Origin of the sequence: Hartmannibacter diazotrophicus (assembly GCF_900231165.1) — a bacterium.
In the GTDB taxonomy this organism is placed as follows: Bacteria; Pseudomonadota; Alphaproteobacteria; order Rhizobiales; family Pleomorphomonadaceae; genus Hartmannibacter; species Hartmannibacter diazotrophicus.
The window spans coordinates 238,775-262,118 of sequence record NZ_LT960614.1 but is presented as its reverse complement, the minus strand read 5'-3'; the positions used below and the strand labels follow the sequence as shown (position 1 = coordinate 262,118).

Genomic DNA, 23,344 nt, shown 5'->3' with positions numbered 1-23,344 from the left:
TCGCAGCGGAGTGCCCGCCATGACCGAGGGGTCACCCACCGACCTCGTGGATGCCTTCTATCGCGCCTACAATGCGCAGGATGCAGCCGCGGCCACGGCGCTCTACGCGCAGGACGGATGGCACCAGGAAGGCGACAGCGGCCCGCGCCGGGACGGTCAGGCCGCACTCCAGCAAGGGCTGGAGCGCTTCTTCGTCATGCTGCCCGATGCGCACTGGCTGGTGCGCGAGACGGTCACCTGCGGGGGGACCGTCGCCGTGGTCTATACGCTCACCGGACGGCTCGGGATCGACATCGGCGGTTCCCCGACGCGGGGCAAGCCGATCGAACTCGCCGGCATCCACATGTTCCAGCTCGGCGAGAATTCCATTGCCGGCACGCGGGACTATTGGGACATCCGGGAGTTCCAGCGCCAGATCAAGGGAGAGAATGCATGACGCATGCGGATATCCCCTCTCCCATGACCGTCTTTCCCGAATACGAGTCCTATGACGCACTTGGCCTTGCCGCGCTCGTAAAGGACGGCGAGGTCACGCCGGACGAGTTGCTGGACGCGGCGCTTGCCCGCGCCGAAGCCTTCGAGCCGGCGCTGCATACCCTTGTCCATCGCTTCGAGGATCTGGCGCGCAAGGACATCGCCGCCGGTCTTCCCGACGGCCCGTTCAAGGGCGTTCCCTTCATCCTGAAGAACACCGGCTTCGAGGCCAAGGACACGATCCTTTCCACCGGTTCGAAGCTTTTCGCGGATGTGGTTTCACCAGCCGACACCACTCTGGTCGCGCGCTACCGGGCGGCGGGCCTCGTTCTCTTTGCGAAATCCAACACGCCGGAATTCGCGCTGTCCTTCACCACCGAGCCGGAGGCCTTCGGCCCGAGCCGCAATCCGTGGGACACCGCGCGCAGCCCCGGCGGCTCGTCGGGCGGCTCCTGCGCGGCGGTTGCCGCCGGCTACCTGCCGATGGCCAATACGTCCGACGGAGCGGGCTCGACGCGCGTTCCGGCCGCCCATTGCGGGCTCTTCGGCTTCAAGCCGAGCCGGATGATGAACCCGCTCGGCCCTGTCGCCGTGGAAGGCATCGCCGGCATGTCGACGCCGCATGCGGCAAGCCGCAGCGTGCGCGACAACGCCGCGCTGCTGGACGTCAGCGGCGGACCCGACATCGGCGACCCCTATGCCTGCCCGGCGCCCAGTGGCGGCTTTCTGGCAGCGTCCGCGCGAGACCCTGGCCCCCTGAAGATCGGCTTCACGCCGGTTTCGCCGGTCGGAACGCTTGTCGATGCCGACTGCACTCGGGTGGCGATGGAAGCGGCGCACCTTTGCGAGGAGCTTGGACACACCGTCGAGGTCTGCGACGCCGGATACGACGCGGAGGCCCTGAAGGCGGCCTGGCGGGTGATTGCGGGCACCAATGTCCGCGCCGGCGCGCTTGGCCGGGCCGCCGCCCTCGGGATTTCCAATCTTGCCGGCTGGATCGAGCCGGTGAACCTTGAATGGATCGTGGAAGCCGGCCGGCTTCCAGCGACGGACTACCTGAAGGCCATCAACACGCTGCACCAGACCGCCCGGGCGCTTGGCCGCTTCTTCCAGCGCTACGACATCCTGCTGTCGCCAACGACGGCGGAGCCCGCGCCGCTGCTCGGCCAGCTTGCCGGCAAGGGCAAGTCACTCGACACCTTCTATGACGCCTTCTGGACCCACGCGCCCTTCACCTGTGCCTTCAACGCCTCCGGCTGCCCGGCGATGAGCGTCCCGCTCGGCCAGAGCGAGAGCGGGCTTCCCATCGGGGCGCATTTCGGCGCCGGCCTCGGCAAGGACGCCCTGCTCTTCTCGCTTGCCGGCCAGATCGAACGGGCGCGGCCCTGGTTCGCCAGGCGCCCGCCGCTCGTCTCCCATGGAGCTCTGTCTTGACCGACTTTTCCGCCGAAGCCATCACGGCCATGACGCTTGCCGAGACGGTGCATCTCGTCCAGAGCGGCGATCTTGACCCCACCGCCATCGCCGACGCCTTCGCCGGGACGATCGCGGCAAAGGAGCCGGAGGTGCAGGCCTTCGCCCATTTCGACGCGGACCGCGCCAGAGCCGAGGCTGCCGGAATCGACCGCAACGGTCCGCTGGCCGGCGTCACCCTCGGCGTCAAGGACGTCATCGACACCGCCGACATGCCGACCGGCTACGGCTCGGCCGCCTATGAGGGCTATCAGCCGGCCTGGGACGCGCCGATCGTTGCCATCGCGCGCCGCCTCGGCGGCATCGTCATGGGCAAGACCGTTTCGACCGAGTTTGCAATGGCGAGCCCCAACAAGACGCGCAATCCGCACAACACGGCGCATACGCCGGGCGGCTCGTCGAGCGGCTCCTGCGCGGCGGTCGCGGCCGGCATGGTCAAGGTCGCCTTCGGCACGCAGACTTCCGGCTCGATCATCCGTCCGGCGTCCTATTGCGGCGTCGTCGGCTACAAGCCGAGCTTCGGCACGCTGAACCGCACTGCCGTGAAGGCGCTCTCCGACAGCCTCGACACGATCGGGGTGATCACACCGACGGTCCAGGATGCGGCGCTGGCAACAGCCGCGCTCTCGGAAAATCCCGCGCTCGCCGGGCTCGACTTTCCGCGCGCGCCGCGCCTCGGCCTCTTTCGCACCTCGCGCTGGGGGCAGGCGGAGGCGGCGACGCGCGAGGCCCTCGACAACGCCGCCGAGGCCGCGAGGGCCGCCGGCGCCACGGTCGTCGCCATCGACGTGCCGGAGGATTTCGAAGCCTTCTACGCCATGCATGATGCGGTGATGGGATGGGAGACGCCGCGCTGCCTCGCCTTCGAGCGCAATCAGCGCGCCGACGTGATTTCGCCGATTACGCGCACCTTCCTCGACACGCTGGCGCGGACAACACGCGCGGATTACGAGGCCGCGCTTGGCGCCCTCAAGGACCGGGCCGCCCTTCTCGACCGCCTGATCGGCTCCTGCGACGGCCTGCTGACCCCGGCCGCCCCCGGCGAAGCGCCGCATGGGCTCGGCATGACCGGCGATCCCGTCTTCAACAAGGTCTGGACCCTGCTGCACGGGCCCTGCGTGACCGTGCCGGCCGGCAGCGGCCCGAACGGTCTTCCCGTCGGCGTGCAACTGATCGGCCGGCTCGGCGAGGACGCCGCCCTGCTCGGCCTTGCCTCTTTCGTCGAAGCGGCCCTTGCGGCCGAAAGCGAGATCGCATGATGAACCAGGACGTCACCCTGCCCCTTGCCCGGCTTGCCTGTCCGGCCGGTACCGAGCCGGATGCCGCTCACGTCGAAGCCTTCAAGCGTGCCATGGGCCTGATGGCCGGCGCCGTCACCGTCATCACGGCCGGTCACAACGGCGCCGCGCGCGGGCTGACGGCAACGGCCGTCTGCTCCGTCTCGATCGCGCCGCCGACGCTGCTCATCTGCGTCAACAAGTTTGGCGAGGCGCACGACGCGATCGCCGGGAGCGGCCATTTCTGCGTCAACATCCTGAGCGAGGCCGACCGACCCGTCGCCGACCGTTTCGCCGGCCGCGAGGGGCTGGCGGGTGCGGAGAAATTCTCCGGCGCGCGCTGGATCAGCCTTGCCAGCGGCTCGCCGGCGCTCGAGGACGCGCTCGTCAACATCGACTGCAAGGTCGCCGAGATGGTCGAGGCCTTCACCCACACCGTCTTCTTCGGCACGGTCCTCGACGTCCGTCTCGGCGAGACCCGCCCACCGCTCGTCCATTTCGACCGCGCCTATCGTTCCATCGCCTGACGGGCAGCCTTCCGTCCGTCGCAGTCAAACCGGGAAAACCGCCATGGCCATCAGTGATCTCGACCTCGTCGAAGCCTGGAAGGACGTGCTCACGCTCTCCAGGCTTTCGGCCGGCGAACAGGTGACGCTGCTCGTCTCCGACGACAGCAACCCGCAACTCGTCTCCACGGCCCGCATCGCGGTCGGCCAGCTCGGCGGCATCCTGACGATCCTGTCGCTGCCGCCGCTCAACGGCGACGTGGCGCTGAGCCGCGACAAGTCGGGCTACGTCGGCCACACGGCGCTGAAGGGCAACAAGCCGGCGCTGGAGGCGATGAAGAACTCCGACTTCGTCATCGACACGATGATGCTGCTGTTCTCGCCCGAACAGGAGGAGATCCTGAAGACCGGGGCGCGGATGCTGCTCGCCTGCGAGCCGCCGGAGGTCATGCTGCGCATGAAGCCGACGCCGGACGACGCGCGCCGGGCGACCAACGCCGCCAACCGCCTCGGCCAGGCCAAGACCATGACGGTGACCTCCAAGGCCGGCACCGATTTTCGCTGCGATCTCGGCCAGTATCCGGTGCTGAAGCAGCAGGGCTTCGTCGACAAGCCGGGCGGCTGGGACCACTGGCCGAGCTGCTTCGTCGCCACCTGGCCGAACGAGGGCTCCTGCGAGGGCACCATCGTGATCGATACCGGCGACATCCTGCTGCCGTTCAAGCGCTATGCCCGCGAGCCGATCCGCATGACCATCGAGGGCGGCTGGATCCGCAAGATCGAGGGCGGCTTCGAGGCCGAATATCTCAAGAGCTACATGGAGAGCTTCGACGACCCCGACGCCTATGCCATGGCGCATGTCGGCTGGGGCCTGCACAAGAAGGCGCACTGGACGACGCTCGGCCTCTACGACCGCGAGGCCGGCCTTTCCATGGACGCGCGTTCCTTCTGGGGCAACTTCCTGTGGTCGAGCGGCCCGAACACCGAGGCCGGCGGCACGCGCGACACGCCCTGCCACATGGACATTCCGCTGCGGGGCTGCTCGCTGTCGCTCGACGGCGAGCCGATGACCATCGACGGGAAGGTGATCCCGGAGGACCAGAAGTGACGACCGGCGGCGAGGCGCTGAACTCGTGCCGGTCCGATCGCGCCTCGGCCTCGTCCTTCGAGACGCCTTTCCCCTTCATCCTGAGGATGGAGCGAAGCGACTGTCTCGAAGGGCGAAGGGGAAAGGCTCCTCAGGATGAGGCTGGCGATCTGGAATCGCCTGCCCTTCGCCCAGCCCGGGCAGCGCGGAGCAACCTCTCAGCCGGCGGGCTTCTTGTCGAGTTCGGCAAAGACTTCCTTGGCAACGCGGAAGCTGTCGAGGGAGGCGGGCACGCCGCAATAGATCGCGACCTGCAAGAAGATCTCGCGGATTTCCTCGCGTGTCAGGCCGTTGTTGAGCGCACCGCGCACGTGCAGCTTCAGTTCGTGCGGCCGGTTGAGGGCCGCGAGCATGGCAAGGTTGATGATGGAGCGCTCGCGGCGTTCCAGCCCCGGACGGTTCCAGATATCGCCCCAGCAGTAGCGGGTCACCAGGTCCTGCAGCGGCCGGGTGAAGTCGTCGGCCTCGGCGAGAGACTTGTCGACATATTCGCTGCCCACCACGGCGCGGCGAACGGCAAGGCCCTTTTCATAGAGGTCGTCGGTCATTGAACATGTTTCCTTTCAACATGGGGATCGGTTTCGGACGGGTTGGCGGCGCCGAGCGCGGCGGTCTTCGCCGCCATGACGTGAGCCTCGGCAAGGCGCGCGGCCTCGTCGGCGCGGCCCGCGTCGATGGCGGCGACAAGGGCCTGGAGTTCATTGAGGGAGGCCGCCGCGCGGCCGGGGCTTTTCAGGGAGCGGGCGCGCATCAGGCCGATGCGGACGTTGAGCCGCGCGATCAGATCGCCCGCGACGGCGTTGTCGGCCCCCTGGCAAAGACTGGTATAGAAGAGGCGCTTGGCCTCCAGCATCGGCGCAAGATCGCCGGCGTCGTAGGCCGAACGGACAGTCTCCAGCGCCTCGCGCAAGGCCGCCCTTTCCGCCCTGCCCGCCCGTTCGCAGAACTGCCGCGCCAGCAGAGCCTCCAGAGCACCGCGCACGGCGTAGATATTCTCCGCTTCCCTCTCGGTGATGCTTGCAACCTCAAGACCGCGCCCGGCGGAAGCGAGCAGCCCCTCGGTCTCCAGTTCGCGCAGGGCCTCGCGCAGGACGGTGCGGCTGACGCCGAGCGACGTGCAGAGGTCCTTCTCGACGAGTCGCTGGCCCGGGGCGAGCGCCCCCGTCTCGATGAGCGCCTTCAGGGTCGCGACCAGCTTGCGCCGCAGCGGCGCGCTTTCCTGCGCGATCGGAGCAAGAGGCAGGGACGTGTAGATCACGGCCGCAGGCCTTCCGAAGGGGGAAAAGGAACCGTCCCGGCCATGTCAGCCGCCGGTCAGGAAGGCATCGACCGCAGCATGGAAGCCGTCCGGCCGGTCGAGATTGGCAAGGTGACGCGCGCCGGCGATCTCCGCGTATTCCGCGCCCGGAACGAGACCGGCGATTTCCTGCGAGAGCTTCGGCGGCGTGCGCTGATCGAGGTCGCCGACAACGACGCGTGTCGGCACGCGGATCGCCTTCATCAAGTCGACCACGTCGGCGGTGAAGACGGACCTTGCGGCCTCGACGTATGCCTCGGGGCCCATCGCCGCGATGCTGGCGGCGAGTTCGTCAAAGCGAGCAGGATCGCTGCCCTGGAGCAGGGTGTCCTCGGCATAGAAGCGCCCGAAGGCCTCGATGCCTTTCTCAGCGACAGCCTTGGCGATCGCTTCCGCGCGCTGGCCCCCGGCCTCGCCTTGCGTGGCGAAACTGTCGGCGATGACGAGGCGCGAGACGGCTTCCGGTGCGATGTCGGTCAGGTGCGCTGCAATCGGGCCGCCCATGGAGATTGCAACGACGCGGGCCGGGCCGACGTCGAGCGCCTTCAGAACCGCAGCAAGATCCTCGGCGACGGCGCGGACGGTGAAACCGCCGTTGCGGGTCGAGCGGCCATGGCCGCGCGCATCCACGGCGATGACGTCATAGTCGGGCGACCAGCGGCGGATTTGCTCGCGCCAGAGCCAGCCGGCGGTCCCGAGGCTATGAATGAGCAGCAGCGGCTCGCCGCTGCCGGCACGCTCGATGCCGAGACGCTCGCCATTGACGTCGATGGTGGGCACGAGGATCTCCCGGAAGACTGCGGAGCCGATTCAAACAGCTCATCTGAACAATTTTGTATGACAGTCCTACTGTCATACAATGCGATGCGTCAAGCCTTCTCCTTGCATTGGCAAGGCATAACGGTGCTTGAAGCGCACCAAGGAACCGGCCTCTGACGGCCCAGAGAACAGCCAGGACAAGAACAGGACAGTGCGATGAAGACGGAAAGCCACGGCAACGGTATCTGGAGCGTCACCTACACGAAGGCATCGGAAGGAAACTTCATCACCTCGGCGCAGCTTGCAGAATTCGCCTCGACGCTGGACGAGGTGCTGGCCAAGCCGGGATTGCGCGCGGTTGTCCTTGCTGGCGAGGGGCCGAATTTCTGCGCCGGGCGCGTCGGCGCCAAGGGCCTCACCTCGGCAGCGGACGTGCGCGACGACCTCAACCTCATCCTGGAGGTCAACCAGCGTCTTCGGACATCGCCGGTGCCTTTCGTTGCAGCGGTCGAGGGCAAGGCCTTCGGATTCGGCTGCGGCTTTGCCACCCAGTGCGACGTGACGATTGCCGCAAAAGATGCGGTCTTCGCCCTGCCGGAGATGTCGCACCGCCTGCCGCCGCTGATTGTGCTCTCCTATTTCGGCACCTTCGTGCCGTTCAAGCGGGCCTTCGAACTTGCCCTGACGAGCCGCGAATTCGGCGCGGAGGAAGCGCTCGACATCGGCATTGCAACCGAGGTCGTCGAAAGCGGCGGCGCCTTCGCACGCGCCCTTTCCTTCGCCGAGGAGATCGTCGCCATGGACGAGCAGTCGGTGCAGCTGTTGCGCGCCTTTGCCCGCAAGGTCGCCGGTCTTTCGGATGCCAGCACCGCGCAGCAGGCGGTCGAGACGATGGCCATCATGCTCGCCGACAAGGCCGTCAAGTCTTCCGGCTCAGGGCACTGATGCCGCGTTCGGTCAGCACGGGGAACGAAATCGGCGGGGAACCAAGAATGACAAGAAGCCTGCTCTTCATTGGCGTCGGGCGGATGGGCTCTCTGATGGCGGGCCATCTCGTCGACAGCGGGTATGACGTCGCGCTCGCCGACCTGTCGCCCGAGGCGCTTGAACCTTTCGCCGCCAGTGGCTGTCCGACGGCGACGACGGCGGCGGACCTTCCCGGCGATATCGTCATCACCATGCTGCCGACGGACGCCCACGTGCGCGAGGCGCTGCTGGGTGAGAATGGCGCCCTTGCCTCCCGCAAGCGCCAGACGGTCATCGACATGTCGTCCGTTTCGCCGGAAGCGACGCGGTCGCTGGCAGCTGAGCTTGCCACTTACGGCACCACACTACTCGACGCGCCCGTCAGCGGCGGCATGGCCGGGGCAAAGACCGCAAGCCTCATCGGCATGGTCGGCGGCGAGCCGGACGTCTTTGCCGCCTGCCAGCCCATCCTTGAAGCGATGTGCTCAAAGGTTATCCATGTCGGCCCGGTCGGCTCCGGACATGTGGTCAAGGCGCTCAACAACTACCTTTCGGCGGCCACGCTCTGGACGGCGACCGAGGCGCTCACCGTCGGCACGCGCCTCGGGCTCGACCCGGCGCGCATGCTGGAGGTCTGGACGGCAGGTTCCGGGCGCAGCCATGCGACCGAGGTCAAGCTGCCCGACCACGTCCTGACCCGCAGCTTCGATTTCGGTCAGAGCCTCAAGCTTTTCTGCAAGGATATCGGCATCGCGTCCGACCTTGCCGCCAAGGCCGGCGCCGAAACGCCGGCGCTCGATGCCCTGAAGGCGCTGTGGGAGGGAGCACGGGATTCGATCGGGCCGGAGGCCGATATCACGCGCATCGCCTCGATGATGGAGGCCATGCAGAAAGGAAGCGGCGGAAAGCCGTAACCTGCGCCGACGCGGACAGCGACCCGAGGTTGAATCTGATAACAGCCTGCGTTTGCATCGATTTTGATCATGGTGAGATCTTGACCATCGCCGTCGAGGCGGCTAGGCTAAACTCACATTGGCATTCAGTGGCCACAGGCAATCGAGCCCCGAATTCCGTGCATTTCGCGCGGGTCGGGGTTTTTTCGTTTATGGCCACCTGCATGTGAAGGACGGAACGATTCCAGCATGATGCGCGAGACGATCCCGGTCGCCATTCTCTTCTCCTCGACGGGCCCCTATGCCGACCTCGGCAAGGCGGCGCTCGCGGGAGCGATGGCGGCCATCGGCGACGTCAACACCGATGCCGGCTTCCCGTTCCGGCTGAAGCCCGTGCTCGCCGAACCCGGCGGCGTTGCCGAGGCCTATGGCCTCCACGCCGACCAGATCCTGCGCCAGACCGGATGCCGTCACATCGTCGGCACGATCACCTCCTGGAGCCGCAAGGAAGTCATCCCGGTGGTCGAGCGCCACGGCGCGCTGCTCTGGTACGCCTTTCCCTACGAGGGCTACGAGACCAACGACAGCGTCCTCTATTTCGGCGCCTGCCCGAACCAGCATCTCCTGCCGCTGCTCAATCACGTCATGCCGCGCTACGGCTCCCGGCCCTTCCTCGTCGGCTCCGACTACATCTGGGGCTGGGAGATCAACCGGATCGCCCGCGAACTGATCGAGACGACCGGCGGAGCGGTGGCGGGCGAGCGCTATCTGCCGCTCGGCTCCACGGACGTCGACGGGCTCATCGGCGAGATCCGCGCCGCAAGACCGGACTTCGTGCTCAGCAACCTGATCGGTCCGTCGGCACGCGCCTTCGTCGAGGCCTATGCCGAACTCGGCCGCACCGACCGGAGCTTCGCGCCCGCCCGGCGGCCGATCGCAAGCTGCAACATGACCGAGATCGACCTTGCGGCGATCGGCCCGGCGGCGGCGGGCCATCTGTCGACCGCCATCTATTTCGACGGCCTCCCGACAAGCGAAAGCATCGACTTTCTGGCGCAATTCGCGGCAAGGCAGGGTCAGTTTCCGCGGCTTTCGTCCTGCCACGTCTCGGCCTATTCGGTGGTCACGATCCTCGCCCATGCCATCGCCGCCGCCGGAACGCCCGACCCCGACGCCGTCCGCCGCATCGTGACGACACGCAGCTTCGACAGCCCCCTCGGCCCGGTCACGGTCGATCCGGCGACCCAGCACGCGGCGGTGCGCCCGCATCTTGGACGCGCGCGCGCCAACGGGACATTCGAGATCATCGAGAGCGGATCGTCGGCGATCCCGGCCGATCCCTATCTGGTGGGCATCGCCAGCCGGCTCATGCAGCCGGCGCCGGCGTCCAACACGGCACTCAGGGTGGTGAAATGAGCGCCCGCAAGCGACCTCCCCTCGGCGAATGGCGCGCCATCGTGCTGCACCGGCCGCATCCTGCGGCCGATGCGCTCGTCAAACAGCTCGAGCGCCTGCGGATCGAGACGCGCGTCGTCTGGCCGGAGGTCTCGGCAGCCGATGCGGAAGCGGCCGACGTCGTCTTTTTCGACGCCGACATGGGTTACGACGGCCAGTTCCCCTGGCCGACCGGCTTTGCGCCGATGCCGCTCATCGCCCTCATCGGATCGGAAGCGCCGGGCCGTGTCGAATGGGCCCTGGCCCAGGGGTCCAACGCGCATCTCCTGAAGCCCATCGGGTCGGCCGGCGTCTACAGCGCCCTGCTGATCGCCTCGCACGCCTTCGAGATGGCGATCGCCCAGTCGAGCGAGATCCAGGGCCTGGAAAGCCGTCTCAGAATGCGTCCGACCGTGGTGCGCGCCGTCGTCTGCCTGATGGAGAGCGAAAAGCTCGACGAGGCGGCGGCCCAGAAACGGCTCAGGACACTGGCGATGGACTGGCGCGTCACCATCGAAGAGGCGGCGTCCACCATCGTCGCCCGGTCAGGCTCCGGCACCGCGAAGGAGGCCTGACCCCGCCCAGTCCCAGAAAATCCAGCTTCCGCGCGCCTTTTCCTGGCCTGCCCCGGAGACCGGCAGCGCCCTTTGCATTTCATGTTGTCACTACGAGGAGAGACCCCTTGTCCGTCGTCGAAGGCTATGCCCCTCATGGCGAATACCAGACTTGGTATCGCATCACAGGTGATCTGAAGTCCGGCAAGCCGCCGCTCTTCGTGCTGCATGGCGGTCCCGGCTGCACCCATGACTATGTGGACAGTTTCAAGGATCTCGCCGCGACCGGCCGTGCCGTCATCCACTACGACCAGATCGGCAACGGCAAGTCGACGCATCTTCCGGAGAAGGGCGGCGACTTCTGGACGCCCGAGTTCTTCAAGGGCGAGCTCAACAACCTGATCGACCATCTCGGTGTGCGCGAGGCCTATTGCGTGCTCGGCCAGTCCTGGGGCGGCATGCTCGGCGCCGAATTCGCGGTGACGAAGCCGAAGGGCCTCAAGGCGCTCGTGATCGCCAATTCGCCCGCTGCCATGTCGACCTGGATTTCCGAGGCGAACCGCCTGCGCGAGGAACTTCCCCCGGACGTCCAGGCAATGCTCCTGAAGCACGAGGCGGCGGAGACGACGGACAGCGCCGAATACAAGGCGGCGACCGACGTCTTCAACGAGCGTCACGTCTGCCGCGTCGTGCCGATGCCGCCCGAGGTCAAGCGCACCTTCGATGCCATCGACGCTGACCCGACCGTCTACCACACCATGAACGGGCCGAACGAGTTCCACGTCATCGGCACCATGAAGGACTGGACCATCGTCGGGCGCCTTGCCGCCATCGAGGTGCCAACGCTGCTCATTTCCGGCCGCTATGACGAGGCGACGGAAGCCTGCGTCCAGCCCTATGCCGACGAAATCCCGGATGTCCGCTGGACCATCTTCGAGGCATCCAGCCACATGCCGCACGTGGAAGAGCGCGCGGACTGCATGAAAACCGTCGGCGACTTCCTCGACGAGGTCGCCGGCTGAACCACGCGCGAGGGACTGCCTTGCCGCCCCTCGCACGACAACAAAAAGCCCCCCCCAACAAGGAGACGGAACAGATGCTGAAACTGAAATCCCTTCGGCGCACGCGGGCCGGCCTTGCCGTCCTCGCAGCCGCCCTTCTGGCCCAGACGGCCATCGGCTCGGTGGCCCACGCCGAGGACCGCGCCGCGCTCATGGCCGAGCATCGCGGCGGCACCATGGTGCTTTCGGCCGTGGCGGCCGCCGGCACCATCGACCCGATGGTCAACTACACCGCCGAATTCTGGCAGATCTTCCAGCCGGTCTATGACGGCCTCGTCAAGTTCAAGCAGGCGAGCCGGGCCGAGGGCTTCGTGATCGTGCCCGATCTCGCCGAGGCGATCCCGGACGCCACGAACGACGGCAAGACCTATGTCTTCACGCTGCGCAAGGGCATCAAATTCTCCAACGGCAAGGAGGTCACCCCCTCCGACGTCGTCGCCTCCTTCCAGCGCATCTTCAAGATCAACGGCCCGACCTCGGGCAGCTTCTACAACGGCATCGTCGGCGCCGACGCCTGCCTCAAGGAGCCGGCGAGCTGCACGCTCGAAGGCGGCGTGATCGGCGACGATGCCGCCGGCACCGTGACGATCAACCTGACGCAGCCGGATTCGGAATTCTTCGCCAAGATCGCCGTGCCGCACGCCTCGATCCTGCCGGGCGACACCCCGATCGAGGACGCCGGCACCAAGGCCATTCCGGGCACCGGCGCCTATGTCATCGAGAGCTACGACCCGAACGAAAAGATGGTGCTGAAGCGCAATCCGGAGTTCAAGGAATGGTCGGTCGACGCCCAGCCCGACGGCTATCCGGACGAGATCGTCTACCGCTTCGGCCTCACCGAGGAAGCTGCGATCAACGCGATCCAGAACGGCCAAGTCGACTGGCTCTTCGATCCGCCGCCGGCCGACCGCCTGGAGGAACTCGGCACCAAGTATGCCGACCAGGTGCATGTGAACCCGCTCTCGGCCTTCTGGTACGCGCCGATGAACACCAACCTTGCCCCCTTCGACAATGTGAAGGTGCGCCAGGCGGTGAACTACGCCGTCGACCGCGACGCGCTCGTCGGCCTCTACGGCGGCACGGTGCTTGCCCAGCCTGTCTGCCAGATCCTGCCGCCGGACTTCCCCGGCCACGAGGACAGCTGCATCTACACCCAGGATCCAGGCACCGAATGGTCCGCGCCGGACATGGAGAAGGCCAAGCAGCTCGTCGAAGAATCCGGCACCAAAGGCCAGAAGGTGACGGTGATCACCGAGGACAACGCAGTCTCGCGCGCCGTCGGCACCTACCTGCAGTCGGTGCTCTCCGAGCTCGGTTATGACGCCTCGGTCAAGGCGATTTCCACGAACATCCAGTTCACCTACATCCAGAACACCGACAACAAGGTGCAGATCTCGGTCTCGCAGTGGTTCATGGACTATCCGCAGGCGTCGAACTTCCTGAACGTCCTGCTGTCCTGCGCCTCCTTCACGCCAGGTTCGGATGCTTCGATCAACATCGCCGGCTACTGCAACAAGGACCTGGACGACAAGATGCATGCGGCCATGAAGCTGTCGCTGACCGACCCGGACGCCGCCAATGCGGAATGGGCCAAGATCGACCAGGCGTTCATGGAACAGGCGCCGCTCGCCCCGCTCTTCACGCCGAAGAACGTCGACTTCGTCTCCAAGCGCGTCGGCAACTTCATCTTCTCCAACCAGTTCCGCTGGGTCATCTCCCAGTCCTGGGTGAAGTAAGTCTCGCGGCGGATCGCATATCCGCAGCTTGAAAACCGTTCGGCATACGGCCCCTCGCCCCGCCTCTCGTGGGGAGAGGGGGAAGCCGGAAAGAGCGCACCGGCGTTTTCCATGTCCATGGCATGAAACGTGAATTGCCTCTTTCAATGATTGCAAGACATCGAGACAGCCTTTGACAGACACCGCCCTCGCCTCCCAATCCGTCACCGAAGCCTCACCGCCGCGCGCCGGACAAAGTCCCTGGCGCCGGGCCGCGCGCATCCTCTGGCGCGACCGGCCCGCCATGGTGGCGCTGGCCGTCCTGATCGCCATGATCCTCGCCTGCCTCGCCGCACCGCTCTATGCCGGCCACGTCGCCGGCACCGATCCCTTCCGCTCCAACCTCGGCGGCAAGATCAAGGTCGAGGGCAAGCGCGTGCCGATCATGCAGCCCTCGACCGAGGGCCTCGGGCTTGGCGTGACGCCCATCGGCCCGACCTGGAGCGCGCAGTATCTCCTTGGCGCGGACGCACAGGGACGCGACGTCGCCGCACGCCTTCTCTACGGCGGTCGCAACTCGCTCTTCATCGCCGGCACGGCGACGCTGATCTGCCTCGTCCTTGCCGCCATCGTCGGCGTCACGGCCGGCTTTCTCGGCGGTGTCGTCGACATGGTGCTCTCGCGCATCCTCGACGTTCTGTGGGCCTTCCCGGTCTACCTGCTCGCCATCTCGCTCTCGATCGTGCTCCTGTCGCAGGGCATCACGATCGGCCCCATCGAGATCACGGCCGGCAGTCTGGCGCTTCCCATCGGCATCATCGGCATCATCTACGTGCCCTATGTCGCCCGGCCCGTGCGCGGACGCGTGCTGGCGCTGCGCAACTCGGAATTCGTGCTGGCGGCCACCGGCCTCGGCATTCCGCGCTGGCGCATTCTTCTCAGCGACATCCTGCCGAATGTCATGCCGATGCTGATCGTCTACATCCCGCTGATGATGGCGCTGAACATCGTCACGGAATCCGCGCTCTCGTTCCTGTCGATCGGCGTGCAGGCGCCGGACGCAAGCTGGGGCACGATCATCCAGGACGGCCAGACGCTGCTCTACAGCCGGCCGGCCGTGTCGCTGGCGCCGGGCATTTCCATCGTCATCACAGTGCTCGCCCTCAACGTCCTCGGCGACGGCGTGCGCGACGCGCTCGACCCGCGCACCAAGATCCGGGGGAACTGACCGATGCTGCTCGCCATCCTCCAGCGTCTCGCCCAGATGGTCTTCGTGATGTTCGGCATCTCGGCGCTCGTCTTCCTCATCTTCTTCGCAACGCCCGGCGCCGACCCGGCGGCCCGCATCGCCGGCCGCAACGCCGCCCAGGAAACCGTCGAGGCGATCCGCAAGGATTTCGGCTTCGACAGGCCCCTGCCGGTGCAATACGCGCGGATGATGACCCGGCTCTTCGTCACGCAGGATCTCACCTCCTTCGTCAACCGCGGCCTCAAGGTCGTGCCGCAGGTGCTGTCCGCCGCGCCGGTCACCCTGTCGCTCGTCATCGGGGCCGCGATCCTCTGGGTGATCGGGGGCATCTTCGTCGGTGTCGTCGCGGCACTGACGCGGGATACCTTCATCGACAAGGGGCTGATGGTGCTGGCGCTCATCGGCGTCTCGATGCCGGTGTTCTGGTTCGGCGAGGTGATGAACCTCGTCTCGCAGAGCCGTTTTCACGACACCTGGCTGTTTTCCTGGGTGCCCGGGCTCGGCTACAAGCCGCTTCTGACCGACCCGTGGGGCTGGTTCAAGACGCTGATCATTCCCTGGTTCACGCTCGCCGCGCTCTATATCGGCATCTACGGCCGGGTGCTGCGGGCAACCCTCGTCGAGGCCTATCAGGAGGATTTCATCCGCACCGCCCGCGCCAAGGGCCTCAGCCCCTCGCGCGTGATGCTGCGGCATGCGCTCAGAACCTCGCTCATTCCCTTCGTGACCATGTTCGGCCTCGATTTCGGCGTGCTCGTCGGCGGCGCCGCGCTCCTGACGGAGGTCGTCTTCGGCCTCAACGGCATCGGGCGACTGACCTACCAGGCCCTTCTCAACCTCGACCTTCCGATGATCCTTGCCACCGTCATGTATGCGTCCTTCTTCGTCGTCATCGCCAATGCTCTGGTCGACGTCGTCTATGTGCTCATCGATCCGCGCGTGAGGGCACGATGATGCAGACGCCCTCTCCCAAAACGCCGCTTCTCGACGTTTCCGGCCTGTCGGTGTCGTTTGCCACCGACCACGGCCGCGTCAAGGCGATCGACGACGTCTCCTTCTCCGTCTCCGAGGGCGAGATTCTCGCCATCGTCGGCGAATCCGGCTCCGGCAAGACCGTGACGCTTCTCTCCATTCTCGGCCTCAACGATCCGCGCACGAGTTTCGTGGACGGCTCGGTCACCTTCCGGGGCCAGCGCATCCTGGAGCTTCCCGACCGCAAGATGCGCCGCATCCGGGGCAAGGATATCGCGCTCATCTCGCAGGACCCGATGACGGCGCTGACGCCCGTGCACACTATCGGCTGGCAGATCGCCGAGCAGATACGCGCGCATGAAGCCATCTCCAAGGCCGCCGCCAACCGCCGCGTCGTGGAACTTCTCGCCGAAGTCGGATTCGCCAAGCCCGAAGAGGCCGCCAGCCGCTATCCGCACCAGCTTTCCGGCGGCATGCGCCAGCGCGCCGTCATCGCCATGGCGCTCTCCTGCAGCCCGGCGCTGCTGGTCGCCGACGAGCCGACGACCGCGCTCGACGTCACCGTGCAGGCGCAGGTGCTCGACCTGCTCCTGAAGCTGCGCAAGGATTTCGGCTCCGCCATCGTGCTGATCACCCACGACATGGGCGTCGTCGCCGAGGTCGCCGATCGGGTCAACGTGATGTATGCGGGCCGGATCATCGAGCGGGGCACCAAGGTGCAAGTCCTGTCCGATCCGTGGCATCCCTATACCTGGGGCCTGATCGCCTCGATCCCGCCGCTGAGCGGGCCGCGCCCGGAGCGCCTGTCCGCCATTCCCGGCATGCCGCCGACGCCGGAAACGGTGCCGCCCGGCTGCGGCTTCGCCCCGCGCTGCCGCTTCGCCCATGCCGCCTGCAACGCGCGCCCGCCGGTGCAACGAGAGGGCGAGCGCGCCGCGCTCTGCGTCCTTTCCGGCGAGACCAGAGCTGGCCACCGCGCCTCCATCCTCGAACCGGTCCGCGAGGCATCATGAGCGAGGCCACGGGCGCCATGCCTGCTCCCACGACACTGCTTCTCGAAACCAACGCGCTCACCAAGCATTTCACGGTGGGCAAGACGATCCGCCCCGGCTCGGGCCAGACGCTTCGCGCGGTCGAGGATATTTCCATCACCGTCCACAAGGGCGAAACGCTGGGCCTCGTCGGCGAATCCGGCTCCGGCAAGTCGACCCTCGGGCGCTGCCTGACGCGGCTCTACGACGTCACCTCCGGCGACATCATCTACGAGGGCCGGAACATTGCCCGGCTCGGCAGCAGTGGCCTCAAGCCCGTCCGCCGCAAGATCCAGATGATCTTCCAGGACCCCTCCGCCTCGCTCAACCCGCGCCGCCGGGTGCGCGACATCATCGGCGAGGTGCTGAAGGTCCACCGGCTTCGCCCGCGCGGCGAGATCGAGGGCCGTCTCGGCGAACTCATGGATCTCGTCGGCCTTCGCCGCGAATATCTCGACCGTTTCCCGCATGAATTCTCCGGCGGCCAGCGCCAGCGCATCGGCATCGCCCGGGCGCTCGCGGTCGAGCCTGAGCTGATCGTCGCCGACGAGCCGGTCTCCGCGCTTGACGTTTCGGTGCAGGCACAGGTGGTCAACCTCTTCGCCGACCTGCGCGAGCGGCTCGGCCTCACCTATGTCTTCATCGCCCATGACCTTGCCGTCGTGCGGCAGGTGTCGACGCGGGTCGCGGTGATGTATCTCGGCTCCATCGTCGAGATCGGCGACACGGACCGCCTCTACGAAAAGCCGGCGCATCCCTACACAAAGGCGCTGATTTCGGCGATCCCGCGCCCCATCGCCGAGACGCACGAGCGCCAGCGCATCATCCTGGAAGGCGAAATTCCGAGCCCGCTCGATCCTCCCGCCGGCTGCAAGTTCTCCACCCGCTGCCCCTATGCCGACGAGCGCTGCCGCACGGAGCGCCCGGTGCTGAAGCCGCTGGCCGACGGACGCTCGGTCGCCTGCCACTACCCGCTCGACTGACGGTTGGCGCGCCGGGACATTGGAGGAAATCCCCGCCGGAGAGTCCCGGCGGGCGAGGCTTGACGCCCTTTCGCGCGCGCCGTACCAAAGTCACAACGATAACAAGTCAATGACGCGGGCGATTTGCCCGAGGTTCTCGGCCATGGGCCCGCGCCCTTTCCGCCGAGGAACCCGCCCCTTAACGGGCCGCCGCCAGACCGGGAGAACACGATGGCCGATCCGGCCAGAGCCACGGGCCTTGCCTTTCCCGAGACCGCTCCGAAGGGACACAACGCCCTGCCGCGCAATCCCGGCATGGCGCTCGACGAGGCCTGGGTCCGCAGTGTGCGCTTCAACCATTCGGCGGGCGAGCGGCGGGTCGCGACACTCCCCGGCCGTCGGACGGTCAAGAAGGATGCCCAGGCCGCCTGGCTCCTGAAGGCTGTCACCTGCATCGACCTCACGACGCTGAGCGGCGACGACACGCCGGAGCGGGTGAAGCGTCTCTGCGCCAAGGCAAAGTCTCCCGTTCGCCATGACATCCTCGAAGCGCTCGGTATGGCGGGCCGCCCCATCACCACGGGTGCCGTCTGCGTCTACCATCGCTTCGTTGCCACCGCCGTCGAGGCGCTCGCCGGCTCGGGCATTCCCGTTGCTGCCGTCTCCACCGGCTTTCCGGCCGGTCTCGTGCCGCATGACGTCAAGCTGAAGGAGATCGAGGCGTCCGTCCGTGACGGCGCCGCCGAGATCGACATCGTGATCACGCGCGAGCACGTGCTGACCGGCAACTGGCAGGCGCTCTACGACGAGATGCGCGACTTCCGCGCCGCCTGCGGCGAGGCCCACGTCAAGGCGATCCTTGCGACCGGCGACCTCAAGACCCTGCGCAACGTGGTCAAGGCCTCGCTGGTCTGCATGATGGCTGGGGCCGACTTCATCAAGACCTCGACCGGCAAGGAAGGCGTCAACGCGACGCTGCTTGTCACGCTCGCCATGCTGCGTGCGATCCGGGCCTATCACGAGCAGACCGGCGTCATGGTGGGTTACAAGCCGGCCGGCGGTATTTCGTCGGCAAAGGATATTCTCAACTACCAGTTCCTGATGCGTGAGGAACTCGGCCGGCGCTGGCTGGAGCCGGACCTTTTCCGCGTCGGCGCCTCCAGCCTTCTCGCCGACATCGAGCGCCAGCTCGAGCATCACGTCACCGGCCGCTATTCGGCTCACCACCGTCATCCCGTGGGGTAAGCGATGAGCGTTGCCAGCTATTTCGACGACATGTCCTACGGCGCAGCCCCTGAATCCGACACGGAAGCGCGCGCCTTCCTCGCCCGCCATGCGGGCGGCTTCCGGCACTTCATCAACGGCGGCTTCGTCGCCTCGAAGGGCGGCGAGACGTTCGAGACCTTCGAGCCGGCGACCGGAAGGGCGCTGGCGAGGCTTGCCAAGGGGGATGCTGCCGATGTCGATGCGGCCGTTGCGGCCGCGCGCAAGGCGCAAGGGCCCTGGGCGAAGCTTTCCGGCCACCAGCGCGCGCGGCATCTCTATGCCCTTGCCCGCATGATCCAGCGCCATGCGCGGCTTCTGGCCGTCGTGGAGACCCTCGACAACGGCAAGCCGATCCGCGAGACGCGCGACATCGACATCCCGCTTGCCGCACGGCACTTCTATCACCACGCCGGCTGGGCGCAGGTGGGCGAGCGGGAGTTCGCCGATCATCTGCCGGTGGGCGTCGTCGGCCAGATCATCCCGTGGAACTTTCCCTTCCTGATGCTCGCCTGGAAGGTCGCCCCGGCGCTTGCCGCCGGCAACACGGTGGTGCTGAAGCCGGCGGAATATACCTCGCTGACGGCGCTGCTCTTTGCCGAACTCTGCGAAGCGGCGGGACTTCCGCCCGGCGTCATCAACATCGTCACCGGCGACGGCGAGACGGGCTCATTGATCGCCGCGCACGCAGGCATCGACAAGATCGCCTTCACCGGCTCCACCGAGGTTGGCCGCCTGATCCGGCAGGCGACGGCCGGTTCCGGCAAGGCGCTGACGCTGGAGCTTGGCGGCAAGTCGCCCTTCATCGTCTTCGAGGATGCGGACATCGACGGCGCCATCGAGGGCATCGTCGACGCCATCTGGTTCAACCAGGGCGAGGTCTGCTGCGCCGGCTCCCGACTTCTCGTTCAGGAAGGCATCGCGGAGACCTTTCTTGCCCGGCTCAAGCGCCGCATGGAGACGTTGCGCGTCGGGCCGCCCCTCGACAAGTGCATCGACATGGGCGCCATTGTCGACCCGGTGCAGCTTGAGCGGATCGACCGGCTCGTGAAGGCCGGCGTTGCCGAAGGCGCAAGCCTCTATCAGGCTCCCTGCCCGCTACCCGCCTCGGGCTGCTTCTATCCGCCGACGTTGCTTTCCGGCGTGCAGCCGGCCTCGACCGCGGCGCAGGAGGAGATCTTCGGACCGGTGCTCGTCTCGATGACTTTCCGCACGCCGGACGAGGCGGTCATGCTGGCCAACAATTCCCGCTACGGGCTCGCCGCCAGCATCTGGAGCGAGACCATCGGCCTTGCGCTCGACATTGCCGCCAAGGTGCAGGCGGGGGTCGTCTGGGTCAACGCGACCAATCTCTTCGACGCGGGGGCGGGCTTCGGCGGCGTCAAGGAATCCGGCTTCGGGCGTGAAGGCGGACGCGAGGGCATGCTGGAGTATCTGAAGCCCAAAGGCTGGGAGAAGCGCAAGCCACGGCCAGCCGCCGCATCCGCTCCCAATCCGGCGGGTTTTGCCCCAGCCGGCGTCGACCGCACCGCCAAGCTCTTCATCGGCGGCAAGCAGGCGCGGCCGGACGGCAACTATTCGCTGCCGGTCTATTCGTCCAAAGGCGTCCAGATCGGCGAAGTCGGCGAGGGCAGCCGCAAGGACATCCGCAACGCCGTCGAGGCGGCGCGCAAGGCGGACGGATGGTCGAAGGCGAGCGCCCACAACCGGGCGCAAGTGCTCTATTACCTCGGCGAAAATCTTTCTGCACGCGCCGACGAATTCGCTGCGCGCCTCACCGCGATGACCAGCGCCTCGGCCGCAAAGGCCCTGGCCGAAGTCGAGGCCTCGATCAGCCGTCTCTTCTCGGCCGCCGCCTATGCCGACAAATACGAGGGCCGGGTGCATGTGCCGCCGCTACGCGGCGTCGCGCTCGCCCTGCACGAGCCGGTCGGCGTTGTCGGCGTTCTCTGCCCGCCCGAAGCGCCGCTGCTCGCCTTCGTCAGCCTCGTCGCGCCGCTGCTTGCCATGGGCAATCGCGTCGTCGCGGTGCCGAGCGAGCCGCATCCCTTGAGTGCTACCGACTTTTATCAGGTGCTGGAGACCTCGGACGTGCCGGCCGGCGCGCTCAACATCGTCACGGGATCGGCGGAGACGCTGGCGACGACCCTCGCCGAGCATGACGATGTCGATGCGCTCTGGGCCTTCGGCGCGAAGGCGCTCGGCGAAAAGGTTGAGCGGCTCTCCACCGGCAATCTCAAGCGCACGCTGACGGACAACGGCCTTTTGACCGACTGGCACGATCCGGCGGCCACGGAAGGCGAAATCCTGCTGCGTCATGCCGTGCAGGTGAAGACGGTGTGGATTCCCTATGGCGAATAGCATGCAAGTTGTCCCGGAGTTCCGTTTCCATGAGTGACCAGAAGAAGGGCGTCGCCAATCTCGGCATCTTCGTTGCCGATCTCGCCTTCCGGGCCGACCGCCTGCCCGCGATCGGCGAGACGATCATCGGCAAGGGCTTCATCATGGGGCCGGGCGGCAAGGGGGCCAACCAGGCGGTCGCCTCGGCGCGCGCGGGCGCCAAGGTCTCCTTCATCTCCAAGATCGGCAAGGACAGCTTCGGCGACAACGCCCTTGCGGCCTGGGCCAAGGACGGCGTCACCGCATGCGTGACGCAATCAACTATCGAGCCAACTGGCGCCGCCTTCATCTTCGTCAATCCGGAGACCGGCGAGAACGCCATCATCGTCTATCCGGGCGCGGCGGGCACCATCACGCCGGCGGACGTGGAGGCCAATGCCGACGTGATCCGTTCGGCAAAGGTCTTCGTCACGCAGTTGGAACAGCCCGTCGATGCGGCCGTGCGCGGGCTTGCCATCGCACGCGAGGCCGGTGTGACGACGGTGTTCAACCCCGCTCCGGCAGCCCCGCTGCCCGACGCCATCTATCCTCTCTGCGACTATATCGCGCCCAACGAAACCGAGGCCGCGATGCTGACCGGCATCGCGCCCGGCAACGAGGACGACGCACGGCGGGCCGGCGACATCCTGCTTCAGCGCGGCGTCGGCTGCGCGCTGATCACGCTCGGCGCGCGCGGCGCGCTTTATCATACGCGGGAGAAATCGGTCATCGTCTCGGCGATCACCGGCGGCAAGGTGATCGACACGACCGGCGCGGGCGATGCCTTTGTCGGCGGCTTCACCGCCGCCCTCTCGGAAGGACTGGACCCGATCGCCGCCGTCCGCTTCGGCAGTGCCACCGCCGGCATATCGATCACCCGTCCCGGCGCCGCAGCCTCAATGCCGAAGCGCGCGGAGATCGACGCCCTGCTCGCAACATCGACGCCCGCCTGACCGCTTCCCGACCGACCTTCCAGCAACGACAACAAGAACACACGAGGAAACGACGCCATGACGACCAATCTTCTGGGCAAGACGGCCCTTGTCACAGCAGCCGGGCAGGGTATCGGGCGGGCCAGCGCCCTCGCCTTCGCCGCGGCCGGCGCCCATGTCATTGCGACGGACATCAACGGGGAGACGCTCGGCACCCTTGTCGGTGAAGCCGGCGTGACGACCCGCCAGCTCGACGTGCTCGACGCCCATTCGATTGCCACCACGATCGCCGAAGCCGGACCGGTGGATATCCTCTTCAACTGCGCCGGCTACGTCCATGCCGGTTCGATCCTCGACATGAGCGAGGAGGACTTCGATTTCGCCATCGCGCTCAACGTCCGCTCGATGACCCGCCTCATCAAGGCGGTGCTGCCGGGCATGCTGGAACGGGGCGACGGAGCGATCATCAACATGTCGTCGGTGGCCAGCAGCATGAAGGGCGTGCCGAACCGCTGCGCCTATTCGCTCTCCAAGGCCGCCGTCATCGGCCTCACCAAGTCGGTCGCCGCCGACTATGTGGCACAAGGCATCCGCTGCAACGCGATCTGCCCCGGCACGGTGCAGAGCCCCTCGCTGGAACAGCGCCTTGCGGCCACCGGCGATTACGAGAAGGCGCGGGCGGACTTCATCGCCCGCCAGCCGATGGGCCGCCTCGGCACGCCCGAGGAGATCGCCGACTTCGCGGTGTATCTCGCGGGCGCGACCTACACGACCGGCCAGGCCTTCGCCATCGACGGCGGCTGGGCGCTGTAAGTCAGTGCCAGTAAGTCGGCTTCGGTCCCGTGATCGGGCAGTGCCGATGCGAGGAGACGCTTGGCCTTTCGATCGTCATTGCCGGCCTTGAGCCGGCAACCCAATCATCTCCCGGCACTGGCTGACGGCACAGTGTGATCCGTTCGCGCTTCTTCACTCTCCAAGGGCGTCATTTGCCGTTCGGCGA

At 66.9% G+C, this 23,344-nt stretch carries 22 protein-coding genes; 19 read left to right on the top strand and 3 right to left on the bottom strand.

Features of this window, described 5'->3' with window-relative positions:
- Positions 1–19 precede the first annotated feature (19 nt).
- Genes HDIA_RS01180 through HDIA_RS01160 form a run of 5 tightly spaced genes read left to right on the top strand, consistent with a single transcriptional unit; the run spans position 20 to position 4,838 of the window.
- Positions 20–436, top strand: a complete 417-nt coding sequence (locus tag HDIA_RS01180) for an ester cyclase (RefSeq protein WP_099553614.1) — start codon at positions 20–22, stop codon at positions 434–436.
- A complete protein-coding gene (locus HDIA_RS01175; protein WP_245884098.1) occupies positions 433–1,908 on the top strand; it encodes an amidase in 1,476 nt (491 codons plus the stop codon). Before HDIA_RS01180 ends, HDIA_RS01175 begins: the two co-directional genes overlap by 4 nt.
- Positions 1,905–3,206, top strand: coding sequence for an amidase (locus tag HDIA_RS01170; RefSeq protein WP_197708078.1), 1,302 nt, complete (start codon positions 1,905–1,907; stop codon positions 3,204–3,206). Before HDIA_RS01175 ends, HDIA_RS01170 begins: the two co-directional genes overlap by 4 nt.
- Positions 3,203–3,751 carry a flavin reductase family protein gene (locus HDIA_RS01165; protein ID WP_099553612.1) on the top strand — a complete coding sequence of 183 codons (549 nt, stop codon included), beginning with the start codon at positions 3,203–3,205 and terminating at the stop codon, positions 3,749–3,751. Before HDIA_RS01170 ends, HDIA_RS01165 begins: the two co-directional genes overlap by 4 nt.
- Positions 3,752–3,794: 43 nt before the next feature.
- Positions 3,795–4,838: a 2,5-dihydroxypyridine 5,6-dioxygenase NicX family protein gene (locus tag HDIA_RS01160; protein WP_099553610.1), complete on the top strand. Its 1,044-nt coding sequence runs from the start codon at positions 3,795–3,797 to the stop codon at positions 4,836–4,838.
- A 197-nt stretch (positions 4,839–5,035) separates the two neighbouring features.
- Here HDIA_RS01160 and pcaC read toward each other — a convergent pair whose 3' ends face one another.
- From pcaC to HDIA_RS01145, 3 genes are read right to left on the bottom strand one after another with little or no spacing between them, the layout of a single operon-like run.
- Positions 5,036–5,425: a 4-carboxymuconolactone decarboxylase gene (gene pcaC, locus HDIA_RS01155; protein ID WP_099553608.1), complete on the bottom strand. Its 390-nt coding sequence runs from the start codon at positions 5,423–5,425 to the stop codon at positions 5,036–5,038.
- Entirely contained in the window at positions 5,422–6,135 is a 714-nt protein-coding gene (locus HDIA_RS01150; RefSeq protein WP_099553606.1) for a GntR family transcriptional regulator, read from the bottom strand. Before HDIA_RS01150 ends, pcaC begins: the two co-directional genes overlap by 4 nt.
- A 45-nt stretch (positions 6,136–6,180) precedes the next feature.
- Entirely contained in the window at positions 6,181–6,954 is a 774-nt protein-coding gene (locus HDIA_RS01145) for an alpha/beta fold hydrolase (protein WP_157775130.1), read from the bottom strand.
- A gap of 195 nt (positions 6,955–7,149) precedes the next feature.
- On the opposite strand from HDIA_RS01145, the gene HDIA_RS01140 reads away from it, so the two are divergent.
- The 14 genes from HDIA_RS01140 to HDIA_RS01075 all read left to right on the top strand — a co-directional run bounded on the left by HDIA_RS01140 (position 7,150) and on the right by HDIA_RS01075 (position 23,157).
- Entirely contained in the window at positions 7,150–7,878 is a 729-nt protein-coding gene (locus HDIA_RS01140; RefSeq protein WP_099553603.1) for an enoyl-CoA hydratase/isomerase family protein, read from the top strand.
- A 47-nt stretch (positions 7,879–7,925) separates the two neighbouring features.
- Entirely contained in the window at positions 7,926–8,813 is an 888-nt protein-coding gene (locus tag HDIA_RS01135) for an NAD(P)-dependent oxidoreductase (RefSeq protein WP_162292595.1), read from the top strand.
- A gap of 228 nt (positions 8,814–9,041) precedes the next feature.
- Entirely contained in the window at positions 9,042–10,208 is a 1,167-nt protein-coding gene (locus HDIA_RS01130) for a transporter substrate-binding protein (protein ID WP_099553599.1), read from the top strand.
- A complete protein-coding gene (locus HDIA_RS01125) occupies positions 10,205–10,801 on the top strand; it encodes an ANTAR domain-containing response regulator (protein WP_099553597.1) in 597 nt (198 codons plus the stop codon). The genes HDIA_RS01130 and HDIA_RS01125 overlap by 4 nt, the downstream gene beginning before the upstream one ends.
- 107 nt (positions 10,802–10,908) lie before the next feature.
- The gene (locus HDIA_RS01120) at positions 10,909–11,802 is read left to right on the top strand and encodes a proline iminopeptidase-family hydrolase (protein WP_099553594.1); all 894 of its coding nucleotides are present in this window, start codon (positions 10,909–10,911) and stop codon (positions 11,800–11,802) included.
- A 74-nt stretch (positions 11,803–11,876) separates the two neighbouring features.
- Positions 11,877–13,577, top strand: coding sequence for an ABC transporter substrate-binding protein (locus HDIA_RS01115; RefSeq protein WP_099553592.1), 1,701 nt, complete (start codon positions 11,877–11,879; stop codon positions 13,575–13,577).
- Between the two features lie 172 nt (positions 13,578–13,749).
- Entirely contained in the window at positions 13,750–14,784 is a 1,035-nt protein-coding gene (locus tag HDIA_RS01110) for an ABC transporter permease (protein WP_245884095.1), read from the top strand.
- Between the two features lie 3 nt (positions 14,785–14,787).
- A complete protein-coding gene (locus HDIA_RS01105) occupies positions 14,788–15,759 on the top strand; it encodes an ABC transporter permease (protein ID WP_099553590.1) in 972 nt (323 codons plus the stop codon).
- Positions 15,756–16,790: an ABC transporter ATP-binding protein gene (locus tag HDIA_RS01100; protein ID WP_425432917.1), complete on the top strand. Its 1,035-nt coding sequence runs from the start codon at positions 15,756–15,758 to the stop codon at positions 16,788–16,790. The genes HDIA_RS01105 and HDIA_RS01100 overlap by 4 nt, the downstream gene beginning before the upstream one ends.
- Positions 16,787–17,791 carry an ABC transporter ATP-binding protein gene (locus HDIA_RS01095; RefSeq protein WP_245884093.1) on the top strand — a complete coding sequence of 335 codons (1,005 nt, stop codon included), beginning with the start codon at positions 16,787–16,789 and terminating at the stop codon, positions 17,789–17,791. Before HDIA_RS01100 ends, HDIA_RS01095 begins: the two co-directional genes overlap by 4 nt.
- A 294-nt stretch (positions 17,792–18,085) precedes the next feature.
- Positions 18,086–19,015 (top strand): deoxyribose-phosphate aldolase, encoded by a 930-nt coding sequence (gene deoC, locus HDIA_RS01090; protein WP_425432967.1) that lies wholly within the window; start codon positions 18,086–18,088, stop codon positions 19,013–19,015.
- Between the two features lie 3 nt (positions 19,016–19,018).
- Positions 19,019–21,394, top strand: a complete 2,376-nt coding sequence (locus HDIA_RS01085) for an aldehyde dehydrogenase family protein (RefSeq protein ID WP_099553587.1) — start codon at positions 19,019–19,021, stop codon at positions 21,392–21,394.
- A 29-nt stretch (positions 21,395–21,423) separates the two neighbouring features.
- Entirely contained in the window at positions 21,424–22,365 is a 942-nt protein-coding gene (rbsK, locus tag HDIA_RS01080) for a ribokinase (protein WP_099553585.1), read from the top strand.
- 57 nt (positions 22,366–22,422) lie between these two features.
- Positions 22,423–23,157, top strand: a complete 735-nt coding sequence (locus HDIA_RS01075; protein ID WP_099553583.1) for an SDR family oxidoreductase — start codon at positions 22,423–22,425, stop codon at positions 23,155–23,157.
- Positions 23,158–23,344 lie beyond the last annotated feature (187 nt).